The organism is Paenochrobactrum pullorum (assembly GCF_041929845.1).
Lineage (GTDB): Bacteria > Pseudomonadota > Alphaproteobacteria > Rhizobiales > Rhizobiaceae > Paenochrobactrum > Paenochrobactrum pullorum.
Genome location: NZ_JBHEEH010000009.1, coordinates 1 through 17,781 on the forward strand (window position 1 = coordinate 1; position 17,781 = coordinate 17,781).

General features: G+C 47.6%; 19 protein-coding genes and 1 riboswitch. Of the genes, 13 read left to right on the plus strand and 6 right to left on the minus strand.

Features of this window, described 5'->3' with window-relative positions; genetic code table 11:
* The first annotated feature begins 51 nt into the window (after nt 1-51).
* Entirely contained in the window at nt 52-228 is a 177-nt protein-coding gene (locus JNC77_RS12515; protein ID WP_374832997.1) for a hypothetical protein, read from the plus strand.
* 60 nt (nt 229-288) lie between these two features.
* Here JNC77_RS12515 and otsA read toward each other — a convergent pair whose 3' ends face one another.
* Genes otsA through JNC77_RS12535 form a run of 4 tightly spaced genes read right to left on the minus strand, consistent with a single transcriptional unit; the run spans nt 289 to nt 3,076 of the window.
* Nucleotides 289-1,668 (minus strand): alpha,alpha-trehalose-phosphate synthase (UDP-forming), encoded by a 1,380-nt coding sequence (gene otsA / locus JNC77_RS12520; RefSeq protein ID WP_374832999.1) that lies wholly within the window; start codon nt 1,666-1,668, stop codon nt 289-291.
* Nucleotides 1,669-1,717: 49 nt separating this feature from the next.
* Nucleotides 1,718-2,494 carry a trehalose-phosphatase gene (otsB, locus tag JNC77_RS12525; RefSeq protein ID WP_374833001.1) on the minus strand — a complete coding sequence of 259 codons (777 nt, stop codon included), beginning with the start codon at nt 2,492-2,494 and terminating at the stop codon, nt 1,718-1,720.
* Between the two features lies 1 nt (nt 2,495).
* Nucleotides 2,496-2,822: a hypothetical protein gene (locus tag JNC77_RS12530; RefSeq protein ID WP_374833003.1), complete on the minus strand. Its 327-nt coding sequence runs from the start codon at nt 2,820-2,822 to the stop codon at nt 2,496-2,498.
* A 50-nt stretch (nt 2,823-2,872) separates the two neighbouring features.
* Complete coding sequence (locus JNC77_RS12535; RefSeq protein WP_374833005.1) at nt 2,873-3,076, minus strand: CsbD family protein; 204 nt, start codon at nt 3,074-3,076, stop codon at nt 2,873-2,875.
* A 209-nt stretch (nt 3,077-3,285) separates the two neighbouring features.
* Between JNC77_RS12535 and JNC77_RS12540 the strand changes: the two genes are divergently transcribed.
* The 4 genes from JNC77_RS12540 (at nt 3,286) to JNC77_RS12555 (ending at nt 5,433) form a co-directional block, all read left to right on the plus strand.
* Complete coding sequence (locus tag JNC77_RS12540) at nt 3,286-3,594, plus strand: PepSY domain-containing protein (RefSeq protein WP_374833007.1); 309 nt, start codon at nt 3,286-3,288, stop codon at nt 3,592-3,594.
* 18 nt (nt 3,595-3,612) lie between these two features.
* Nucleotides 3,613-4,200: a general stress protein gene (locus JNC77_RS12545; protein WP_374833009.1), complete on the plus strand. Its 588-nt coding sequence runs from the start codon at nt 3,613-3,615 to the stop codon at nt 4,198-4,200.
* A 123-nt stretch (nt 4,201-4,323) separates the two neighbouring features.
* Nucleotides 4,324-4,536 (plus strand): hypothetical protein, encoded by a 213-nt coding sequence (locus JNC77_RS12550; protein ID WP_374833011.1) that lies wholly within the window; start codon nt 4,324-4,326, stop codon nt 4,534-4,536.
* Between the two features lie 51 nt (nt 4,537-4,587).
* Nucleotides 4,588-4,705, plus strand: a riboswitch (TPP riboswitch).
* Between the two features lie 80 nt (nt 4,706-4,785).
* Nucleotides 4,786-5,433 (plus strand): TenA family protein, encoded by a 648-nt coding sequence (locus tag JNC77_RS12555; RefSeq protein WP_374833013.1) that lies wholly within the window; start codon nt 4,786-4,788, stop codon nt 5,431-5,433.
* 42 nt (nt 5,434-5,475) lie between these two features.
* Here the strand turns inward: JNC77_RS12555 and JNC77_RS12560 are convergent, their stop codons facing one another.
* Entirely contained in the window at nt 5,476-6,408 is a 933-nt protein-coding gene (locus tag JNC77_RS12560; protein WP_374833015.1) for a LysR family transcriptional regulator, read from the minus strand.
* Nucleotides 6,409-6,894: 486 nt separating this feature from the next.
* On the opposite strand from JNC77_RS12560, the gene pip reads away from it, so the two are divergent.
* The 8 genes from pip to JNC77_RS12600 all read left to right on the plus strand — a co-directional run bounded on the left by pip (nt 6,895) and on the right by JNC77_RS12600 (nt 16,673).
* Entirely contained in the window at nt 6,895-7,851 is a 957-nt protein-coding gene (pip, locus tag JNC77_RS12565) for a prolyl aminopeptidase (RefSeq protein WP_374833017.1), read from the plus strand.
* Between the two features lie 39 nt (nt 7,852-7,890).
* Nucleotides 7,891-9,699, plus strand: coding sequence for a S9 family peptidase (locus JNC77_RS12570; protein ID WP_374833019.1), 1,809 nt, complete (start codon nt 7,891-7,893; stop codon nt 9,697-9,699).
* A 38-nt stretch (nt 9,700-9,737) separates the two neighbouring features.
* Nucleotides 9,738-11,162 carry a M20 family metallopeptidase gene (locus JNC77_RS12575; protein WP_374833021.1) on the plus strand — a complete coding sequence of 475 codons (1,425 nt, stop codon included), beginning with the start codon at nt 9,738-9,740 and terminating at the stop codon, nt 11,160-11,162.
* Between the two features lie 100 nt (nt 11,163-11,262).
* Nucleotides 11,263-12,891 (plus strand): ABC transporter substrate-binding protein, encoded by a 1,629-nt coding sequence (locus JNC77_RS12580; protein ID WP_374833023.1) that lies wholly within the window; start codon nt 11,263-11,265, stop codon nt 12,889-12,891.
* A 125-nt stretch (nt 12,892-13,016) separates the two neighbouring features.
* Nucleotides 13,017-14,084 carry an ABC transporter permease gene (locus JNC77_RS12585; RefSeq protein WP_374833025.1) on the plus strand — a complete coding sequence of 356 codons (1,068 nt, stop codon included), beginning with the start codon at nt 13,017-13,019 and terminating at the stop codon, nt 14,082-14,084.
* Nucleotides 14,085-14,090: 6 nt separating this feature from the next.
* Nucleotides 14,091-15,029, plus strand: a complete 939-nt coding sequence (nikC, locus tag JNC77_RS12590) for a nickel transporter permease (RefSeq protein WP_374833027.1) — start codon at nt 14,091-14,093, stop codon at nt 15,027-15,029.
* Between the two features lie 4 nt (nt 15,030-15,033).
* Nucleotides 15,034-15,897, plus strand: coding sequence for an ABC transporter ATP-binding protein (locus tag JNC77_RS12595; RefSeq protein ID WP_374833029.1), 864 nt, complete (start codon nt 15,034-15,036; stop codon nt 15,895-15,897).
* A 5-nt stretch (nt 15,898-15,902) separates the two neighbouring features.
* Nucleotides 15,903-16,673 carry an ABC transporter ATP-binding protein gene (locus JNC77_RS12600; RefSeq protein ID WP_374833174.1) on the plus strand — a complete coding sequence of 257 codons (771 nt, stop codon included), beginning with the start codon at nt 15,903-15,905 and terminating at the stop codon, nt 16,671-16,673.
* Nucleotides 16,674-16,756: 83 nt separating this feature from the next.
* On the opposite strand, the gene nagB is transcribed toward JNC77_RS12600, so the two are convergent.
* Nucleotides 16,757-17,524 (minus strand): glucosamine-6-phosphate deaminase, encoded by a 768-nt coding sequence (gene nagB, locus JNC77_RS12605; protein WP_374833031.1) that lies wholly within the window; start codon nt 17,522-17,524, stop codon nt 16,757-16,759.
* Nucleotides 17,525-17,781: the final 257 nt, after the last annotated feature.

Genomic DNA, 17,781 nt, shown 5'->3' on the forward strand with positions numbered 1-17,781 from the left:
CCTCTCTACTGTCAAAACCTAAAAATCAATAAAAACACTCAATAAAGACAATTGTTTGATCAGCTCCACATCCTAGGTATTGCTGAGAAATATGTGATCGTCAGCCCGCAATCAGTTAATATTACTTATGTTGCTGATGATAAAAAATGGCAGGCAACGATGAGCGCTACCAAAGAAGAAATCGAAAAAGCACCGGAATTTAAATATGAAGGTCGCTGGGAAAAATAATAATATAACAAATCTATAAAAATGCCGCCTGTTACAGGCGGCATTTTACTGTCGGTTGGGTTAATGGCGAAGTTTTAGTTCTTCAATATAGTCGCGGCACCAATGATGAATGTCATTATCCATTAAAAAATCCATCATGGTCTGAAAACGTTCTTTTCTCTCATCAAACGGCATTGATAAAGCTGTACGTAGAGCAATAGAGATGGATTGTTTGTCATAAGGGTTGACCAAAATGGCACCATCCAGCTCGCGTGCAGCACCTGCGAAGCGAGACAGAACCAAAACACCGGGATTGTCCGGATTTTGTGCCGCCACATATTCTTTGGCAACAAGATTCATCCCGTCACGTAATGGGGTAACCAATCCTACCTGCGCCTGACGATAAAGGCCTGCCAATGTGTTTCTGTTTAATGAGCGGGTAATATATCTGATCGGTGTCCAGTCAACGGCTGCGAGTGCGCCGTTAACACGGCCGGCAAGCTCGGCCACCATACTTTGCATTTCAATATATTCCGGCACTGCCGAGCGAGATTTTGGCGTTATTTGTAAGAAAGTAACTTTATTTTGTTGCTCCGGGTTTTGGACAATGAATTCTTCAAACGCTTCGATGCGGTTTGGGATACCTTTAGAATAATCAAGACGGTCAACGCCGATGATGAGTTTCCGCCCCAGCATGCTTTCGCTCATACGTTTGACAGTGACATTATTGGCCGACTTTGCTGCAATCTCGGCGAATTTTTTTGTTTCAATGCCGATACCGAATTTTTGAACTTTCAGTCTGTGTCCATCAATATCGAAGATTTGATTGCCGACAGGCTGACCGATTTTTTCACGTTTTAAACAACCGATAAAATTTTCCACATCATAATCTGTTTGGAAGCCCACCAAGTCATAAGACGAAAGCCCTCGTATTATGATTTCATGGACAGGAAGTGTAAAAAAAACATCTGCTGATGGCCAAGGAATATGCATGAAAAAACCGATACGGTTTTCTACGCCTAATTGTCTGAGTTCCGCGGCCAGAGGGATGAGATGATAATCATGAACCCAGATAATATCATCAGGTTGAAGCAGATTTTGTAATTGTTTGGCAAACAATCGATTGACCCGAAAATATCCGGCCATATCTTTGCGGGTATAATCAATCAGGTCCAAACGGTAATGGCATAGCGGCCAAAGCATTCTGTTGGCAAAACCGGCATAATATTCATCAATATCAGTACGGTTCAAATCAAGAACTGCATAGTTTATTTTGCCGTTCTCGATGATTTTTAACTCAGGATTCTGATGATTGGAAATTGTTTTGCCAGACCATCCCATCCAAATTCCGCCATAAGTTTCAAGCGCTGCGTGGAGTGCAACGGCCAAGCCGCCTGCTGGTATTTTACCGTCTTTCTCCGGTAAGGGTACACGGTTTGATACGACAATTAATCTGCTCACAATTTTTCCCTCTCTGTTAATGTGAATTCAGTCGGGTTTTGTGCCTTTCTCAAAAAATATTACTGAAGATGTTTTCGTTGGATGATTTTTGAGTGGTTTCAAGCAGCCATTGCCGTAGTATTGCAGGCGAAGATATGGACAAAGCCGCAGCTGAATTCTCAGTATTTTCAGCAATACGGATCCCCGCGCCGCCCGATTGAACAGCAGCATAAAACATTTGTTCATCGGTAAGATCGTCACCAAAAGCGTAAGGTTTGCGCTCTATAAAAGCGGGGAGTTGCATGATCTGCAATAGGGCAGTGCCTTTGTCACAATCGGCAGGACGTAGTTCGGCAACCATTTTGCCATGCTGTACAGCCCAACCCGTGCCTGCAATTTGTGCAGCCTTTTCCAGCTGTTCTTTAACAATGGCCTGCATGGAAAGGGCATTTCGATAATGCAAGGCAGCAGCCATGTTTTTATCTTCAAAGGCGACCCCCATCAGATCATCGGCCGCTTGTTTTAAATAGGCTTTGGCTTTGAGAAAGTTTTCACTTAATTGCTGGCGTCGGATTTTATTCTTTTCAAGACGAAGTTCCGCACCATGAAGTCCCGCAACTGGTAGGTTCAAATTGGGAAAAAGTGTATCTATAAATGCAATCTCACGACCGGTTATCAAAGCAATGGCCCCTTTGAAACATTCGGACAAGTGAGCTAAAGTTTGGGGTAAATTCGGCGGCACTTTCACCGCATCAGGCGTATCTGCTATGTCAAGAAGCGTGCCATCTACATCAAGAAAGAGTGCTGAATTCAGCACTGTTGCTTTTATCTTATTTTGTTCCATCATTTTATGATTGTTCTGGATATTCACCTTGATAAGTTTTTAGCAAAGCTTCTGTATAATTTATAATATGCTCACTGATTTCATGATGGTTTGCCCCATCATGAAGAAGCCGCTTCATGAGTAGTTTAATGGCGCGGGCATGTGTATTTTGATCGTCAGTAAGATTGCAGGAAACGTTCTCATCTTTCATCCGGCAAAATTTTGCTGCTACAAGAAAATCGGAAAGAATTTTAAAGCCATCAGAGCCTGTTTTTGTCTGATCCTGGAGATGAGACAAAATTACACTTTTTATGAGTAGTTCATGGCGCTCTCTATCGACGGTCATAATCATCTGCTTCGCCTTTAAAAGATGATGTGCGCCATCAGGCGCACATCATCTGATCACCATTTCTGGTTGTTATACCAGCTGTCTACTTCATGCTTAACACGGTCTTTTTCAACACCGTAACGTTCTTGAATTTTGCCTTCCAACTGTTCACGCTGACCTTGAATCTGGTCAAGATCATCATCGGTGAGTTTGCCCCACTGCTCTTTTACCTTGCCCTTAACCTGCTTCCAATTACCCTCAATACGGTTCCAATCCATTAATCTTCTCCTTTGTTTTATAAAGATACTAAAACAACGTAAGAACTTGAAAATGGTTCATATTATTTTGATGAAAATTGTAACTCTATATAAAATAAAGATATTTTTGTTTATGTAACGAGTTGTGAATAAAAAGAACGGAACGTTTTCACTTTCTCATGTGTTTATTCAATATCACTGAAATACAGTGACAAACACAGGAGCTGATCATGAATATCAAAACGATGACGCTTGTAGCTGCTTGTATATGCGTGCCTACGATTTCACAGGCGCAAACAACGCCGACTACAGATAAACCTGCGGTTGTCATGCCGGAACAAGCCAACCCGTCCGCTCCGGTAAAAGGCGAAAACAGTTTCACCCAAGAACAGGCAAAAAGCCGGATGGAAGAAGCCGGTTTCACCAATGTTATGGGGTTGACCCTTGACGATGATGGTGTCTGGCACGCTGCCGGCGAAAAGGACGGAACACCCGTGATGATCAAGATGGATTATCAAGGTAATGTCACTTCAGGATAATGAAAAAGGGCGAATATTATGAAAACACTTAATCAGTTATTCGATAATTACACCACCGCAAAAAGTGTGGTTATTCAACTTGAAGCAGCGGGTATCCCTTATAAAGATATTAGCATTGTTTCACATCATGCAGAAAACAAAACGGAAGCCGGTGAAGGTGCGGGTGTCGGTGCAGGTGTTGGCGCGGCAATTGGAGCAGGCGGCGGATTGCTGGCCGGTTTGGGCATGATTGCCATTCCGGGAATTGGCCCTGTTGTTGCTGCCGGTTGGTTGTCTGCAACACTTGCCGGTGCACTTGGCGGTGCAGTGGCGGGCGGAGCTGCCGGCGGGTTGATTGGCGCCTTGATTGATAGCGGTGTGCCGGATGAGGAGGCACATGTTTATGCGGAAGGCGTGCGGCGCGGCGGCGCACTGGTTTCGGTTAAGGTCGATGATGAAAAGGTGCCTGTCGCGCAACGCATTTTGGCCGATTCAGGTGGTGTCGATATTAATGCCCGTCGCCAATATTATCGCGAGCAGGGTTGGGAGCACTTTGATCACACATCGGCGCCTTATACGCCGGAAGACGTAGAGTTGGAGCGTCAAAAACTTCTCACCATGCGATAACTGCATATTGAGATCGATGGCTTGAGCCAGCATAATAATTAAAATGGCCTGGGAAGAGAGCGCGTTAAATATGCACTTTTCCCGGCCATTTTTAAAATTGAGGGGTAAAAACAGGAGATGGTGATGAAAAAAGTACCGGCACAAGATGCACGACAAGGACGCAAAGGTGTTCCTGTGCTTGTCGTTTTACTATGCAGTCTTTTATTGACAGTGCTTGTGTGGGTCGGCGTCGAGATTTATGGGCGTAATGCTTCGGAAAATGATAATTCATTCGCCAATGATAATCAGGTGCCTGATGTCAGCGCACCGTTGCAAACCCCGCCATCGGCCCAGTAAGGCGAAATCTTATCTTGCTAGTTGACTGACCGTCATAGTGCCTCTACTCATGGATAGACCAAGGGGTGTCCCGTCAAGGGGCTGAGATATTGCTGTTTTTTTAAAGGCGCAATGACCCTTCGAACCTGATCCGGATCATGCCGGCGAAGGGATGGGAAGACAAACCTGCCTTTTGCCGGCCTCTTTGCGAGGCCGTTTTATGAATAAGAAATTTACCGGTCTTGCAGCCAACCATGAAAAGGCAAAGCAATGACTGATCGTTTTACCGATATTTTGAAAAATAACAGCCAGCCGGTCTGGGACAATGCGGTTGAGCATCGCTTTGTACATGAACTATGCGCCGGAACTATTTCAGACGATGTTATGGCATCTTATCTGATACAAGATCATCGCTTTCTGGACAGTTTTTTGGTGCTTCTTGGCGCCGCCCTTGCCACGGCTGATAGGTTTGAAGCGCGTTTACGCTTCGGACAATTTGCAGGTATGGTTTCTAGTGACGAGAATACTTATTTTTTACGCTCTTTTGAAGCGCTGGGCGTGAGCGATCAAGCCAGAGAGGCAATTGCTGATAGTGAGCCGACAAAAGGTTTTAAAGCGATCATGCGTGAAGCCGCGGAAACGCGTTCCTATCCGGTGATTTTATCGGTGTTGAATGTGGCTGAATGGCTTTATCTGGAATGGGCATCAACGACCACGAAAATATTGCCGGAAAATTTTGTGCATGCTGAATGGATCACATTGCATGACAACGGTTTTTTTCGAGATTTTGTTGATTTTTTGCGTGCTGAACTTGATCGTGTCGGCGAACAGGATGCAATGCGTTGCACAGATTTTTTCCAGCGCGCTGTTAAACTTGAACTTGCATTCTTTGATGCAGCCTATGAAAATATGGCTTAATTAATGAAATCGGGTCGGATTATTAATGATCCGCCCCGATTTTTACTTACTGGTTTGCGATTTTGCGGCTTTCAAAGCGGTCAAATATGATGCGCGGCGCCAGAATTTCTCTGCTTGTTGGTTGCGGAAATTGAGCGTGCGGTAAATACGGATTTCCACCAGCAAGTCATCTTCAGCTGTGCCAGCCCGTACCAGCAATTTGCGGCTGAGTTCATCACTGACCAGACTTTGCGGTACCCATGTCACGCCGTGGCCGGAAATAGCCATTGCTTTGAGCGCACTCGACATACCGTTTTCATAAACGGAATGAAGATTATATTGCCGTTTTTCGATTAAATGCTGCAAAGCTAGTGAGAAAAAGGCGTTGCTGCGATAGCTTAAAAAATGGGTTGGCTGATAATTATTGACGAGGCTATGCATAGGCGTGCCATCGCGGTTGGGCGCGCTGACGGCAATAACGCGTTCCAGACCGACAGACAAATAAGGAAACTTTTTCAAGTCTTCCATTTGTTTAACATTATCAAGTGCATAGGTTAGAAAAAAATCGCATTGACCATGTACAAGCGTTGAAACATTGCCCAGAAATGAAGCATGCGGATCGGTAAAACGCACACGAAATTCGTCGCCTGATGCTTCCATATCCGCCATCCATAGCGGAAAAAAACTTAAAGACAGGCTGTTGAGCGTGGCAAAGGAAAGCACTTCCCACACCGGATTATACTGCTCATAAAGCCATTTGCGGGCATTGGTCAGAAGGTCGATAGCATCATGGGCTGATGGCAAAAAGCTTGCGCCTGCTGCGGTTAGTTTGACCGGATTGCTGCTGCGGTCAATCAACGGCATGCCCACCCAGCTTTCCAGTTGGCGGATACGACGGCTCAGAGCCGATTGGGTTATATTACGATCCTGAGCAGCGCGGGAAAAACTGGAATGTTGTGCAAGCGAAACAAAATCTTTCAGCCACTTTAGTTCCATTCTTTCTCACTTCAATTTGGGCACTGTTGCTATTTTCAGTTTAATTCTTTGTGGATGGGTGAACAATTGCAATTCGTTTCGATCTTAGCGAAAGAACGGATGGACTCATGCAAAATTAGAATATGTAAACGGGCTATATTGGTGTTTGAATGAATTATCTAAAACACAAAAAACTGTAACTCAATGATATCTGCTGATTAAATTATAAGATACTTAAATTCCACCTGTTACATGCACGAGCATTGAATGCAGATTTTTCAATTTTGTCATGATTGTTTCATTTAGCTCGCTTTGGATGACTATTGTCGGATTAAAATTCTCACTATTCCGAATTGGAATAACTAGTCTGATTTTGCATTGGTATTCTCAAAATTTTATTGGCACTAAACAAGGCACTCTTTGTTTCAGGTGGAGGCCTGAGCTTTGAAGCTCAAGAGTGATTTATGCGGCAGATCTGGTTGTTACAGATCGGTTTTGGGGGACAAAATGACATTACCAAATGCAGAATTTCGTCTTGCCGTCAGTGATGGGCATGAGCTGGCTGTTTACGCATATGGTAATCCGCAAGGGATTCCGGCGGTATTTCTGCATGGCGGCCCGGGTGCAGGTGCATCTACGCGTTCGGTCGAAAGTTTTGATCTAGAAACCTATTATGTCGTGACCTTCGATCAGCGCGGTTGTGGTCAGTCCACACCTTTTGCCGAACTTGAAAATAACAACACCCAAAAACTGATTGCCGATATTGAAGCCATTCGTGAGCATTTAAACATTGATCGCTGGGTTGTCACCGGTGGCTCATGGGGCTCATGTCTTTCATTGGCCTACGGAATTGCACATCCGGAAAGATGTTTGGGCTTTCGCATTCATGGTGTTTTTCTGGCCGGTGATGAAGATGTGGCATGGTGGTTTCATGGCTCCCGTGCGATTTTCCCAGACTTTTGGCAGGAATTTGCGGAATTTGTACCAGAAGAAGAACGTGGCGATCTGCTCACCGCTTATTACAAGCGCCTGACCTCTGGTGATGCGGAGTTGGAAATGGCGGCGGCGCAAGCTTTGCGCGGATTTTCTGCCCGCACCCAGACTTTGGAGCCAAGTTCCGATCATGTGGCAAAATTGCTTGATCCGAAGGCTGCTTTGGCTGTCTCGCGCATTTTCACGCATTACTCCATCAATCGTGCCTTTCTGTCAGCTAATTATCTGACCGATAATATCGACAAGATTCGTCACATTCCGGCAGAAATTGTACAAGCGCGTTATGACACTGTGACGCCGATGATGACCGCATGGAAGCTGAAACAAGCGTGGCCGGAGGCAAATTTCACCATTGTGACATTGGCTAATCATCAAGCCACTGTCGGGCCGATGCTGGAGGCTTTGACGCAAGCAACAGCACGTCTGGCTGTCAATATCATACAAACCACGAATGCAGATGCAGCGGTTTAAGCCGCAAAACAGAATTTTATAAAAACGGGTAGGGTAGTTATGGCTAGCGGCGACAAATCAATTTCGATGACCGATTACATGGATATTTGTAAGGCGGTTAAACCGGCATTTTCCACCGATGGTGCATGGCTGGTTTATTTGAGCGATCAAAGCGGAATGATGCAGGTGTGGATGCAGCCTGTGAATGGTGGTGAGCCGCGCCAGTTGACCAATATGCCTGAACCTGTCGGTGCAATGGCTTTTAACCCGAAAAACAATGATCTGCTCATTACCACTGACTTCGGTGGTGATGAGCGTCATCAGCTGTGGCTGATTAAGGATTTGCAGGGCGAGCCGCACCCGCTCACCACCGATACAACTGTTGTGCATGCATGGGGTTGCTGGTCGCCGGAAGGCACGCATATCGCTTATGCTGCCAATTATCGCAACAAATCCGACATGGATTTATATGTAATGGAAGTGGCTTCTGCAGAAGCTGTTTGTGTCTACGAAGGCATTGGCTGGCGCACCCCTGCTGCATTTACCCGTGATGGCAAGGCGCTGATGGTCAATGATTGTACCCGCGCTATGACCGATCAGGATTTCTGCCTGCTTGATATTGTAACCAAGACATATACAAAGATTTTGCCGCATCAGGGACGTGCACGTTATCAGGCTATCCGCTCATTGAAAGATGACAGCGGGCTGTTGATGATCAGCGATCAGGAACGTGAATATCTTTCTGTCATGTTCAAACCTGCCAATGAAGATGTTCTGAAGGAAGTTGCAGCTTTTGAGGACCAGGATGTGGAAGCATTGGTGCTCTCGCCTGAACAGGACAAGTTCGCACTCGTCCTCAACCGCCAGGGCTGGAATGATATCGTATTAGTCAGCCGTCAAGGTGAGGTGCTGAAGCGCTATGAGATGCCGGTTGCCGGTGTTGTCGGTTCACTCATTTGGTCAAAAGACGGCCAATCTTTGGTGATGCCGATTGAAGGTGCGGCACATTCATCAGACATCTGGAGCTGCGATGTCGAGACCGGTGTTTTCACACGAGTGAGCGATGCGCCAAAGGCTAAAAAAGCTTTGCCTGCATTTTTGGAGCCGACAGTCACGAGTGTTGCAAGTTTTGATGGTCTGGATATTCCTTATTTTGTCTATCAGCCACAGGTACCAGCTGATGAGAACGGTTATCCGGTGATGATCATCATTCACGGTGGCCCTGAAGCACAATGGAAACCGGATTTCCGCGCTGACATTCAATATATGCTGGCGCAGGGCATCATGGTGATTGCGCCCAATATTCGTGGCAGTACCGGTTATGGCCGTGCCTATCAGCATCTGGATGACCGCGAATTGCGCCTTGATAGTGTGGCGGATTTGAAAGCTGTGCGTATGGCTGTAGGGGCACGCGCAGATGTGGATGAAAGCCGCATTGGCGTCTTTGGCCGCTCTTATGGCGGCTATATGGTGCTGGCAGCGCTGACCGAATATCCGGATTTGTGGAAGCTTGGCGTTGAATTTTACGGTATTGCCAATTTCCTCACATTGCTGACCACCACTGGCCCTTGGCGCAAACAACTGCGTGCCATCGAATATGGCGACGTGGAAACCATGCGCGATGATTTAGAGCGTTTTTCTCCGATCAATAAAATGGATCAGGTGCAGGCACCTTTGATGATTGTGCACGGGCTGGAAGATCCGCGCGTGACACCATGTGAGGGTGAGCAGATTTATTCATGTCTGCGTGGTCTTGGCAAGCCGGTTGAAATCTTGCGCATTCCGCATGAAGGCCATGGTTTTGCCCGTGTTGAAAACCGTCGTCTGGTTTTTAGCGAGCTGGCACGTTTCATGAGTGAAAATCTTTAAAATCTTAATATCTGGAATTATGACTGGGAGTGAGCACCGTGAAGAATGGTGAAGTAATCTGGGATCACGTGGACGCTAAAAAGGCTGAGTTTGAAGCTTTGAGCGACCGCGTCTGGGGGATGCCGGAAATCGCATATACGGAATATAAGTCCTGCGCTGAACATACCGCAATGCTGAAAGAGCAGGGCTTTCGCATTACCGAAAATGTTGGCGGTATTCCAACGGCTGTGATGGGTGAAGCCGGTGAAGGCGGCCCTGTTATTGCAATTTTGGGTGAATATGATGCACTGCCGGGCTTAAGCCAGGAAGCAGGCATTGCCGAACCACGTCCGATGGCAGGTAGCACCAATGGACATGGCTGCGGCCATAATCTGCTGGGTTCGGCTGCGATGCTGGCAGCAACTGCTGTTAAAGACTGGCTTGAAGCAACCGGCAAAAAAGGCCGTGTGCGTTACTATGGTTGCCCGGCTGAAGAAGGCGGAGCTGCCAAATCCTTTATGGGACGTGCCGGTGCATTTGATGATGTGGATATTGCCATTTGCTGGCATCCGGCATCGTTCACGCAAGTCGATGATGCACAATCTTTGGCTAATACCCGTATGGATTTCGAATTTACCGGCCGCGCATCCCATGCGGCGGCAGCACCGCACCTTGGCCGTTCGGCGCTTGATGCGGTTGAGTTGATGAGCGTTGGTTGCAATTATTTGCGCGAGCATGTGCCTGCCGATTGCCGTTTGCATTATGCCTATCTGGATGCCGGTGGCATTGCGCCAAACGTGGTGCAAGCCAAAGCAAAAGTACGTTATGCTATCCGTGCAACCGATCTGGCTGGCATGTTTGCATTGAATGAACGCGTTAAAAAAGTAGCACAAGGTGCTGCCATGATGACCGACACCACGGTTGATATTTCCATCATGAGTGCGGTTTCCAATCTGCTTGGCAACACACCTTTGGAAATCGCCATGCAGTCAAATATGGATCGTTTGGGCGGTGTGCCTTTTGATGATGCAGACCGTGCATTTGCACGTGAAATTCAGGCGACACTTTCGCAGGAAGATATCGAAACCGACTATTTGCGCGTTGGTCAGGACTATGATGCCAATTCGCCGCTTTGCGACTATGTGTTGCCGCGTGAACAAAAAGGCGTGCCGATGATTGGCTCGACTGATCTTGGCGATGTCAGCTGGATTGTTCCTACCGTACAGGCTCGTGTTGCAACGCACGCTATCGGCTCGCCGGGGCATTCGTGGCAGATTACGGCGCAGGGCAAAATGCCTGCCGCGCATAAGGGTATGGTTTATGCCGCCAAAGTGATGGCCGGCACAGCGATCGACGTCATGGAAGATGAAAAAATCATGACGGAGGCAAAAGCAGACCATAAGGCGCGCACTGCGAAAATGCCTTACACCTGTCCGATTCCGCCAGAGGTTAATCCGCCTCTGCAGCCACGTCCTGCCGAGTAAAGGGCGGTATAAGCAAAGTACATGTCATATCCGGTTTCGTTCCACATGCGGCTTGGATGAAACCGTTAGTTTTAAATCAAAAAATAAAGTGGGAGACATCATGACCTTAACAATGAAATCAATTCTTGGTCGCAGCAGTGCAGTTGCCATTGCTGCCGGTTTGGCCGGCGCAGGCTTTGGCGCAGTCTTTGCAGCTGAAGCGGCCTCACCACCCAATACTTTAGTGATGGCGTGGAATATTGACGCGATCAGCACCTTTGATCCGGCGCAGATCGGGGAAGCCGCTACCAACGAAATTATTCAAAATATTTGCGATCCGTTGGTGGATGTCGATCCGGCTGATGAAAGCAAGGTTGTACCAAAGCTTGCTAAAAGCTGGGATGTTTCGGAAGACGGCAAACAGATCACCTTTCATATGCGCGACGATCTGAAATTTGAAAATGGTGACAAAGCAACCGCCAAAGATATGGCTTGGTCCTTACAGCGTGCGGTCAAACTTGGTTTCGGTAATGCCGCTACTTTGAACGAATATGGCTTTGTTAAAGAAACCATTGATGACACCATCTCGGCACCTGATGACAATACATTGGTGATGAAGCTTGATAAGGCTTATCCAATCAATTTGATTATGTCGGCCATCGCCGCCAACCGTGTCGCTTCGCTTCTCAACCAGAAACTGCTGATGGAACAGCAGGTTGATGGCGATATGGGCAATAAATATCTCACCACCCGTTCGGAATGTGTCGGCCCTTACAAGCTGGTGCGTTGGAACCCTGCCGAAGTTGTCATCATGCAGGCAACCAATAATTATTGGGGTGAAGCGCCAAAACTGCAGCAGGTACTGATCCGTCATGTGTCTGAAGCAAGTACCCAGCGTCTTCTGCTTGAAAAAGGCGATGTTGACGTTGCCCGCGATCTCACACCTGAAGATCTGGACGATCTGGAAAAGCAGGACAAGATTAACGTTTCGCGCATTCTCAATCCGTCGATCTTCTATTGGAACCTCAATAATGGCGATCCTGTCTTCGCCAATGAAAAAGTGCGTTTGGCAATGCGTTACCTGATTGATTATCAGGGATTTGCCGACACGATTATTAAAAACCGTGGTGTACCGCGCGCTTCGTTTGCCCAGCTTGGTGCCTTTGGTGCGCTTGATGCAGAAGAAGGTCAGCCGTTTAAACTGGATGTGGAAAAAGCCAAAGAATTGCTGGTTGAAGCCGGTTATCCTGATGGTTTCGAAACAACCATGTTGATTACCAATCAGCCTTATGCAGCGCCGATTGCACAGTCCATTCAGGATGCGGCAAGCAAAGTGGGTGTAAAAATCAAGATTGAGCGTATGGCATCATCGCAGCTTTTCAGTCGTGTTCGTGGTCGTGAATTCCAAACCACATTGCTGGGATGGAAAACCACAGTTCCGGACGCACATGGTAATGCGTCACGCCAGATTTACAATCCGGACAATCGCTTAGAAGCCAAGCAGTCGATGTATCCGAGCTGGCGCGCATCTTATTTTGATGCAGCAGTCAATGCCAAAGTGGATGAGGCATTGCTCGAACGTGATGAGGAAAAGCGTAAAGAGCTTTACCATGCGTTGCAGAAAGAAATGCTGGAAAAGGGCCCGCATGCCTATATTTTCCAGAGCCTGACCACTGCAAGCCTGAGCAAGGCGATGAAAAATTGGCAGTGGAATGGTTTTCGCGCCTATTACGACTTGGCTGAAAAATAAGTGTTCAAAAACTGTCCTGCCGGTCTTTTGCCGGCAGAACAGGATATTTTTTCAACCCTGTTTATGACAAGCACACGCCCTCACTTGTATAAAATCTTGCTCTTATTTTTTAGGAATAACTGCCGATGACGACGCATGAAATCATTGAAGATGGGGAGGTTGAACGAGAACTTAGCCCTGCGCTTCAGTTTCTCGCCGCCGCCGCGCGTCTGATCATTTCCATCGCGATTACGCTTCTGGGATTGGTTACGCTCACTTTCTTTATCAGCCGCCTTTTGCCGCTGGATCCGATCATTGCCATGCTGGGAGACAATATCTCGCAGGAAACCTATGATATGATGTATCGTAAACTTGGCCTCGATCAGCCGCTGATTGTGCAATATGGTATGTATGTCAAAAATGCGCTGATGTTTGATTTCGGGCAGGCGCTGACATCAGGTCGCCCTGTGCTGGAAGACATTGCCCGCGTGTTTCCGGCGACCATAGAATTGGCAACGGTCGCGATCATCATCGGAACGGCTTTTGGTATTCCGCTCGGCGTTTATTCTGCCATGTATCGTAATTCGCCGCTGGATCACAGCGTGCGTATTATCAGCCTGTTTGGTTATTCGACCCCGAATTTCTGGATGGGTCTGATGGCATTGATTATTTTTTATGCCAGGCTCGATTGGATCGGTGGGCCGGGACGCATTGATTTCATTTATGAATATGCGTTTGAAAACAAAACCGGTTTCATGCTGCTGGATACGGCGATGCAAGGCCAGTGGGAAGCGTTCCGCAATGCTTTCAGCCACATCATCATGCCGGCATTGATTTTGGCTTTTGGTTCGATGGCTTATATCAGCCGTATGACCCGCGGCTTTATGATTGAGCAGCTCAATCAGGAATATATCATTACCGCCCGCGTCAAAGGTCTCTCATGGTCGCGTACCGTATGGGGACATGCTTTCCGCAATGTTGCTGTGCAGGTGGTGACAATTGTTGCGCTTTCTTATGCTTTCTTGCTGGAAGGTGCGGTTCTGACCGAGACGATATTCGCATGGCCGGGCTTTGGCCGCTATCTCACCAATGCCTTGATGGCTGGTGATATGAATGCGGTTGTCGGCTGTACATTGCTGATCGGCATTCTCTTTGTTGCAATCAATCTGATCAGCGATCTCCTCTATCGCGTCTTCGATCCGCGCACCAGATAAGGAAATATGACAATGAGTAATCATTCCGCTTCTGAACCATTGCGCAAACAATCGGCATTTCGCGCATGGCTGAGCGCACCTGTTGCTGTTTCCGCTTTCCAGTCACGGGTGCAGCAATCCTATCGCTCATGGCTCAAATTTCGCATGAATACATCGGCGATGTTTGGTATGATTGTCGTCTTCGCTTTGGTGTTGATTGCAATTTTTGCGCCTTATATCGCGCCTTATGATATTTATAGCAGTGATCTGGCCAATCGTTTGCAGCCGCCTTCATGGCAGCATTATTTCGGTACTGATGAAATCGGCCGTGATATATATAGTCGTCTGATTTTCGGCTCGCGCATAACGCTTTATATTGTAACACTGACCGCCATTATTGCCGCGCCGATTGGTTTGATCGTCGGCACCACCGCTGGCTATATGGGTGGTTGGGTTGATACAGCTTTGATGCGTATCGTCGATATTTTTCTGGCCTTTCCAAGTTTGGTATTGGCGCTCGCCTTTGCCGCAGCCCTTGGACCCGGTCTTGAAAATGCTGTGATTGCCATTTCGCTGGCTTCCTGGCCGCCGATTGCGCGTCTGGCGCGAGCCGAAACCCTGACCATTCGCTCATCCGATTATGTCGCGGCGATCAAATTGCAGGGTGCATCCAGCATGCGTATTATTTTGCGCCATGTCGTGCCGATGTGCATTCCTTCTGTAGTGATCCGTATCACCTTGAATATGGCTTCCATTATTCTGACCGCTGCCGGTCTTGGCTTTCTCGGCCTTGGTGCACAACCGCCAAGCCCAGAATGGGGAGCGATGCTTTCAAGTGGCCGTGAATTCATGATGACATCATGGTGGCTGGCCGCTGTTCCAGGTTGCGCCATTTTGCTCTCAAGCCTTGCCTTCAACCTGTTTGGCGATGGTTTGCGTGATGTTCTTGACCCGCGGAATGGATAATAAAATGACCAAGCCTTTACTTGAAGTTGAAGATCTGTGGGTTTCTTTTCCAGGCGTTGATCGGGATTTTGATGTCGTGCGCGGTATCAGTTTTTCGATTGGCCGCGAAAAGGTCGGCATTGTTGGTGAATCCGGTTCGGGTAAATCAATGACTGGCCGCTCGGTGCTGAAACTGACCCCTAAAGCTGCAAAAATCCGCGCCAAAACCATGCGTTTTGGCGAAACGGATTTGCTCAATGCTTCCGAGAAAGACATGCGCAAAGTGCGCGGCAATAAGATTTCGATGATCCTGCAGGATCCCAAATATTCGCTGAATCCACTGATCCGCATCGGTGATCAGATCATGGAAGCTTATCGCCTGCATCACAAGGTCAACAAAGCAGAAGCGCGCCAGCGTACCTTGAATATGCTGGAAGCGGTGCATATTCGCGATGCTGAACGTGTCATGCAATTGTTCCCGCATGAAATTTCCGGCGGCATGGGGCAGCGCGTGATGATCGCGATGATGCTGATCCCTGAGCCGGATATGATTATTGCCGATGAGCCAACCTCGGCGCTGGATGTCACTGTACGCCGTCAGGTTTTGACAGTTCTGGATGAACTGGTCAGCCGTTCAGGCACAGGTTTGATGTTTATCAGCCATGATCTGAACTTGGTTGCGGATTTTTGTGATCGCGTGCTGGTGATGTATGCCGGACGTATCATGGAAGACTTGCCCGCTAAAGAACTGCACAAAGCGCAGCATCCCTATACGCAAGCGCTTCTTGCCAGTCTGCCGCGTCTTAACGAGCCGGTTGATATGCTGGAAGTGCCGCAGCGTGATCCAAGCTGGCTGACCGAACCAACTTTGGCTGGAGCAAATAAATGACAGATATGACACGAGCTCCTTTCGTTGATGTGCGTAATCTTTCCATCAGCTTTGGCAAGGGAAGCAAACGCGCCCGCGTTGTCAAACAGGTGAATTTCCACATTGAACGTGGTGAAGCCTATGGTTTGATTGGTGAATCCGGTTGCGGTAAATCGACAATCCTGCGTGCGCTTGCAGGGCTTATTCCACATTATCAGGGTGATGTTGTCTTTGATAAAGTGACATTGCCACAGACACGCGACAAGGCTTTTTTCCGCCGTGTACAGATGGTGTTTCAGGATCCTTACGCCTCGCTGCATCCACGCAAACAGGTGCATAAAGTGCTGGCGGAGAGCCTTGCCATTCACAAAATGGATCGCAAAGAAGAGCGTATTCTGGACGTGTTGAAAGCGGTTGGTTTAGGTCCAAGCTTTTTATACCGTTATCCGCATGAATTGTCTGGCGGGCAGCGTCAGCGCGTGGCCATTGCACGTGCCTTGATTATCGAGCCTGATGTGCTGTTGCTGGATGAACCGACATCAGCATTGGACGTTTCGGTACAGGCGGAAATTCTCAATCTTTTGAAAATGCTGCGCCGTGAAAGAAATCTCACTTATTTGATGGTGAGCCATGATCTGGCGGTGGTGGCGCATATTTGCGAGCGCGTCGGCGTGATGCACAAGGGCGTCATTCTGGAAGAACTGACGGATGATGACCTTCGTCATTCACGTGCGAGTGCCACTTATACGCAGGAATTCCTGCAAGCCAGTATCGAAGCGGTTGAACGCCGAGTATAAGGCATAGTATTAAGGACATATAAAAATGGCCTGCACGATCTCATCATGCAGGCCATTTTTATTATCGTTAATATAAATAAGGATTATTTCCCATCCGGATGCACATACTGATAATAATCAGTCAGGCGCAGTTTAGCGGCCGCTTCACGGTCGGTGATGATGGTTGCATGGCGGTGGAATTGTAGCGCCGATGCTGGGCAAACAGCAGAAACAGGGCCTTCAACCATATCAGCGACTGCTTGCGCTTTATCGGCACCGGTTGCAATCAGCAAGCACTTACGTGCATCCAAAATTGTACCGATACCCATGGTCAGTGCGAAACGAGGTGTTTCTTCGCCTTCGGGGAAATATTGGCGATTGGCAGCGCGTGTGTTCTCCGTCAGCGTTTTTACGCGTGTGCGAGAGGTAAGCGATGAGGATGGCTCGTTAAAACCGATATGGCCGTTTTTGCCGATTCCCAATAATTGCAGTGAAATGCCACCGGCAGCAGCGATTTCTGCTTCATAGCGATCGGCTTCCGCGTCAACATTATCGGGTAAACCATGTGGTAGATGCGTGCGGGATTGGTCGATATCAATGTGCCGGAAGAGAATGTCACGCATATAAGTGTGATATGAACATGGGTGTTCCGGCGGGATACCGATATATTCATCAAGATTGAAAGTTGTCACATCGGCAAAGGATATTTTGCCTGCTTGATAAGCACTGACGAGCTGTTCATATAAAGGCACCATGGTGCCACCAGTGGCAAGGCCGAGAACGGCTTTTGGCTGCGCATGAACGTGATCAATAATAATACCTTTGGCGCGCTCGATCGCTGCATCGCGATCAGGACAAATGAGAACTTTCACGTCTAACTTCTTTCTGTATCTAAAGCACCAAGGCTTGCATTATCATGTGTAAAAAAAGCGATTAACCAGAAGGCTCATCGCTGTATCATTGGTAACAGAATTATTGCTGCCAGACAGTTTTTGCAAGCCGTTATATTGCATGTTGTTTTTAACACAACGTCTCTGTTCGCTGATAGGATATAGCAAGATCTTATGATTTTAAAACGATTTAATTTTCAACTTGCCGGCCTGTTAGTTTATTCTCAAGTGGCTGATTT

What these genes read in the sequence shown, in the direction of transcription:
- otsB (WP_374833001.1), bottom strand. Translation starts at nt 2,494, where the DNA reads ATGATGGAACAAAATAAGATAAAAGCAACAGTGCTGAATTCAGCACTC.
- JNC77_RS12530 (WP_374833003.1), bottom strand. Translation starts at nt 2,822, where the DNA reads ATGATTATGACCGTCGATAGAGAGCGCCATGAACTACTCATAAAAAGT.
- JNC77_RS12535 (WP_374833005.1), bottom strand. Translation starts at nt 3,076, where the DNA reads ATGGATTGGAACCGTATTGAGGGTAATTGGAAGCAGGTTAAGGGCAAG.
- JNC77_RS12540 (WP_374833007.1), top strand. Translation starts at nt 3,286, where the DNA reads ATGAATATCAAAACGATGACGCTTGTAGCTGCTTGTATATGCGTGCCT.
- JNC77_RS12545 (WP_374833009.1), top strand. Translation starts at nt 3,613, where the DNA reads ATGAAAACACTTAATCAGTTATTCGATAATTACACCACCGCAAAAAGT.
- JNC77_RS12550 (WP_374833011.1), top strand. Translation starts at nt 4,324, where the DNA reads ATGAAAAAAGTACCGGCACAAGATGCACGACAAGGACGCAAAGGTGTT.
- JNC77_RS12555 (WP_374833013.1), top strand. Translation starts at nt 4,786, where the DNA reads ATGACTGATCGTTTTACCGATATTTTGAAAAATAACAGCCAGCCGGTC.
- JNC77_RS12560 (WP_374833015.1), bottom strand. Translation starts at nt 6,408, where the DNA reads ATGGAACTAAAGTGGCTGAAAGATTTTGTTTCGCTTGCACAACATTCC.
- pip (WP_374833017.1), top strand. Translation starts at nt 6,895, where the DNA reads ATGACATTACCAAATGCAGAATTTCGTCTTGCCGTCAGTGATGGGCAT.
- JNC77_RS12570 (WP_374833019.1), top strand. Translation starts at nt 7,891, where the DNA reads ATGGCTAGCGGCGACAAATCAATTTCGATGACCGATTACATGGATATT.
- JNC77_RS12580 (WP_374833023.1), top strand. Translation starts at nt 11,263, where the DNA reads ATGACCTTAACAATGAAATCAATTCTTGGTCGCAGCAGTGCAGTTGCC.
- JNC77_RS12585 (WP_374833025.1), top strand. Translation starts at nt 13,017, where the DNA reads ATGACGACGCATGAAATCATTGAAGATGGGGAGGTTGAACGAGAACTT.
- nikC (WP_374833027.1), top strand. Translation starts at nt 14,091, where the DNA reads ATGACAATGAGTAATCATTCCGCTTCTGAACCATTGCGCAAACAATCG.
- JNC77_RS12595 (WP_374833029.1), top strand. Translation starts at nt 15,034, where the DNA reads ATGACCAAGCCTTTACTTGAAGTTGAAGATCTGTGGGTTTCTTTTCCA.
- JNC77_RS12600 (WP_374833174.1), top strand. Translation starts at nt 15,903, where the DNA reads ATGACACGAGCTCCTTTCGTTGATGTGCGTAATCTTTCCATCAGCTTT.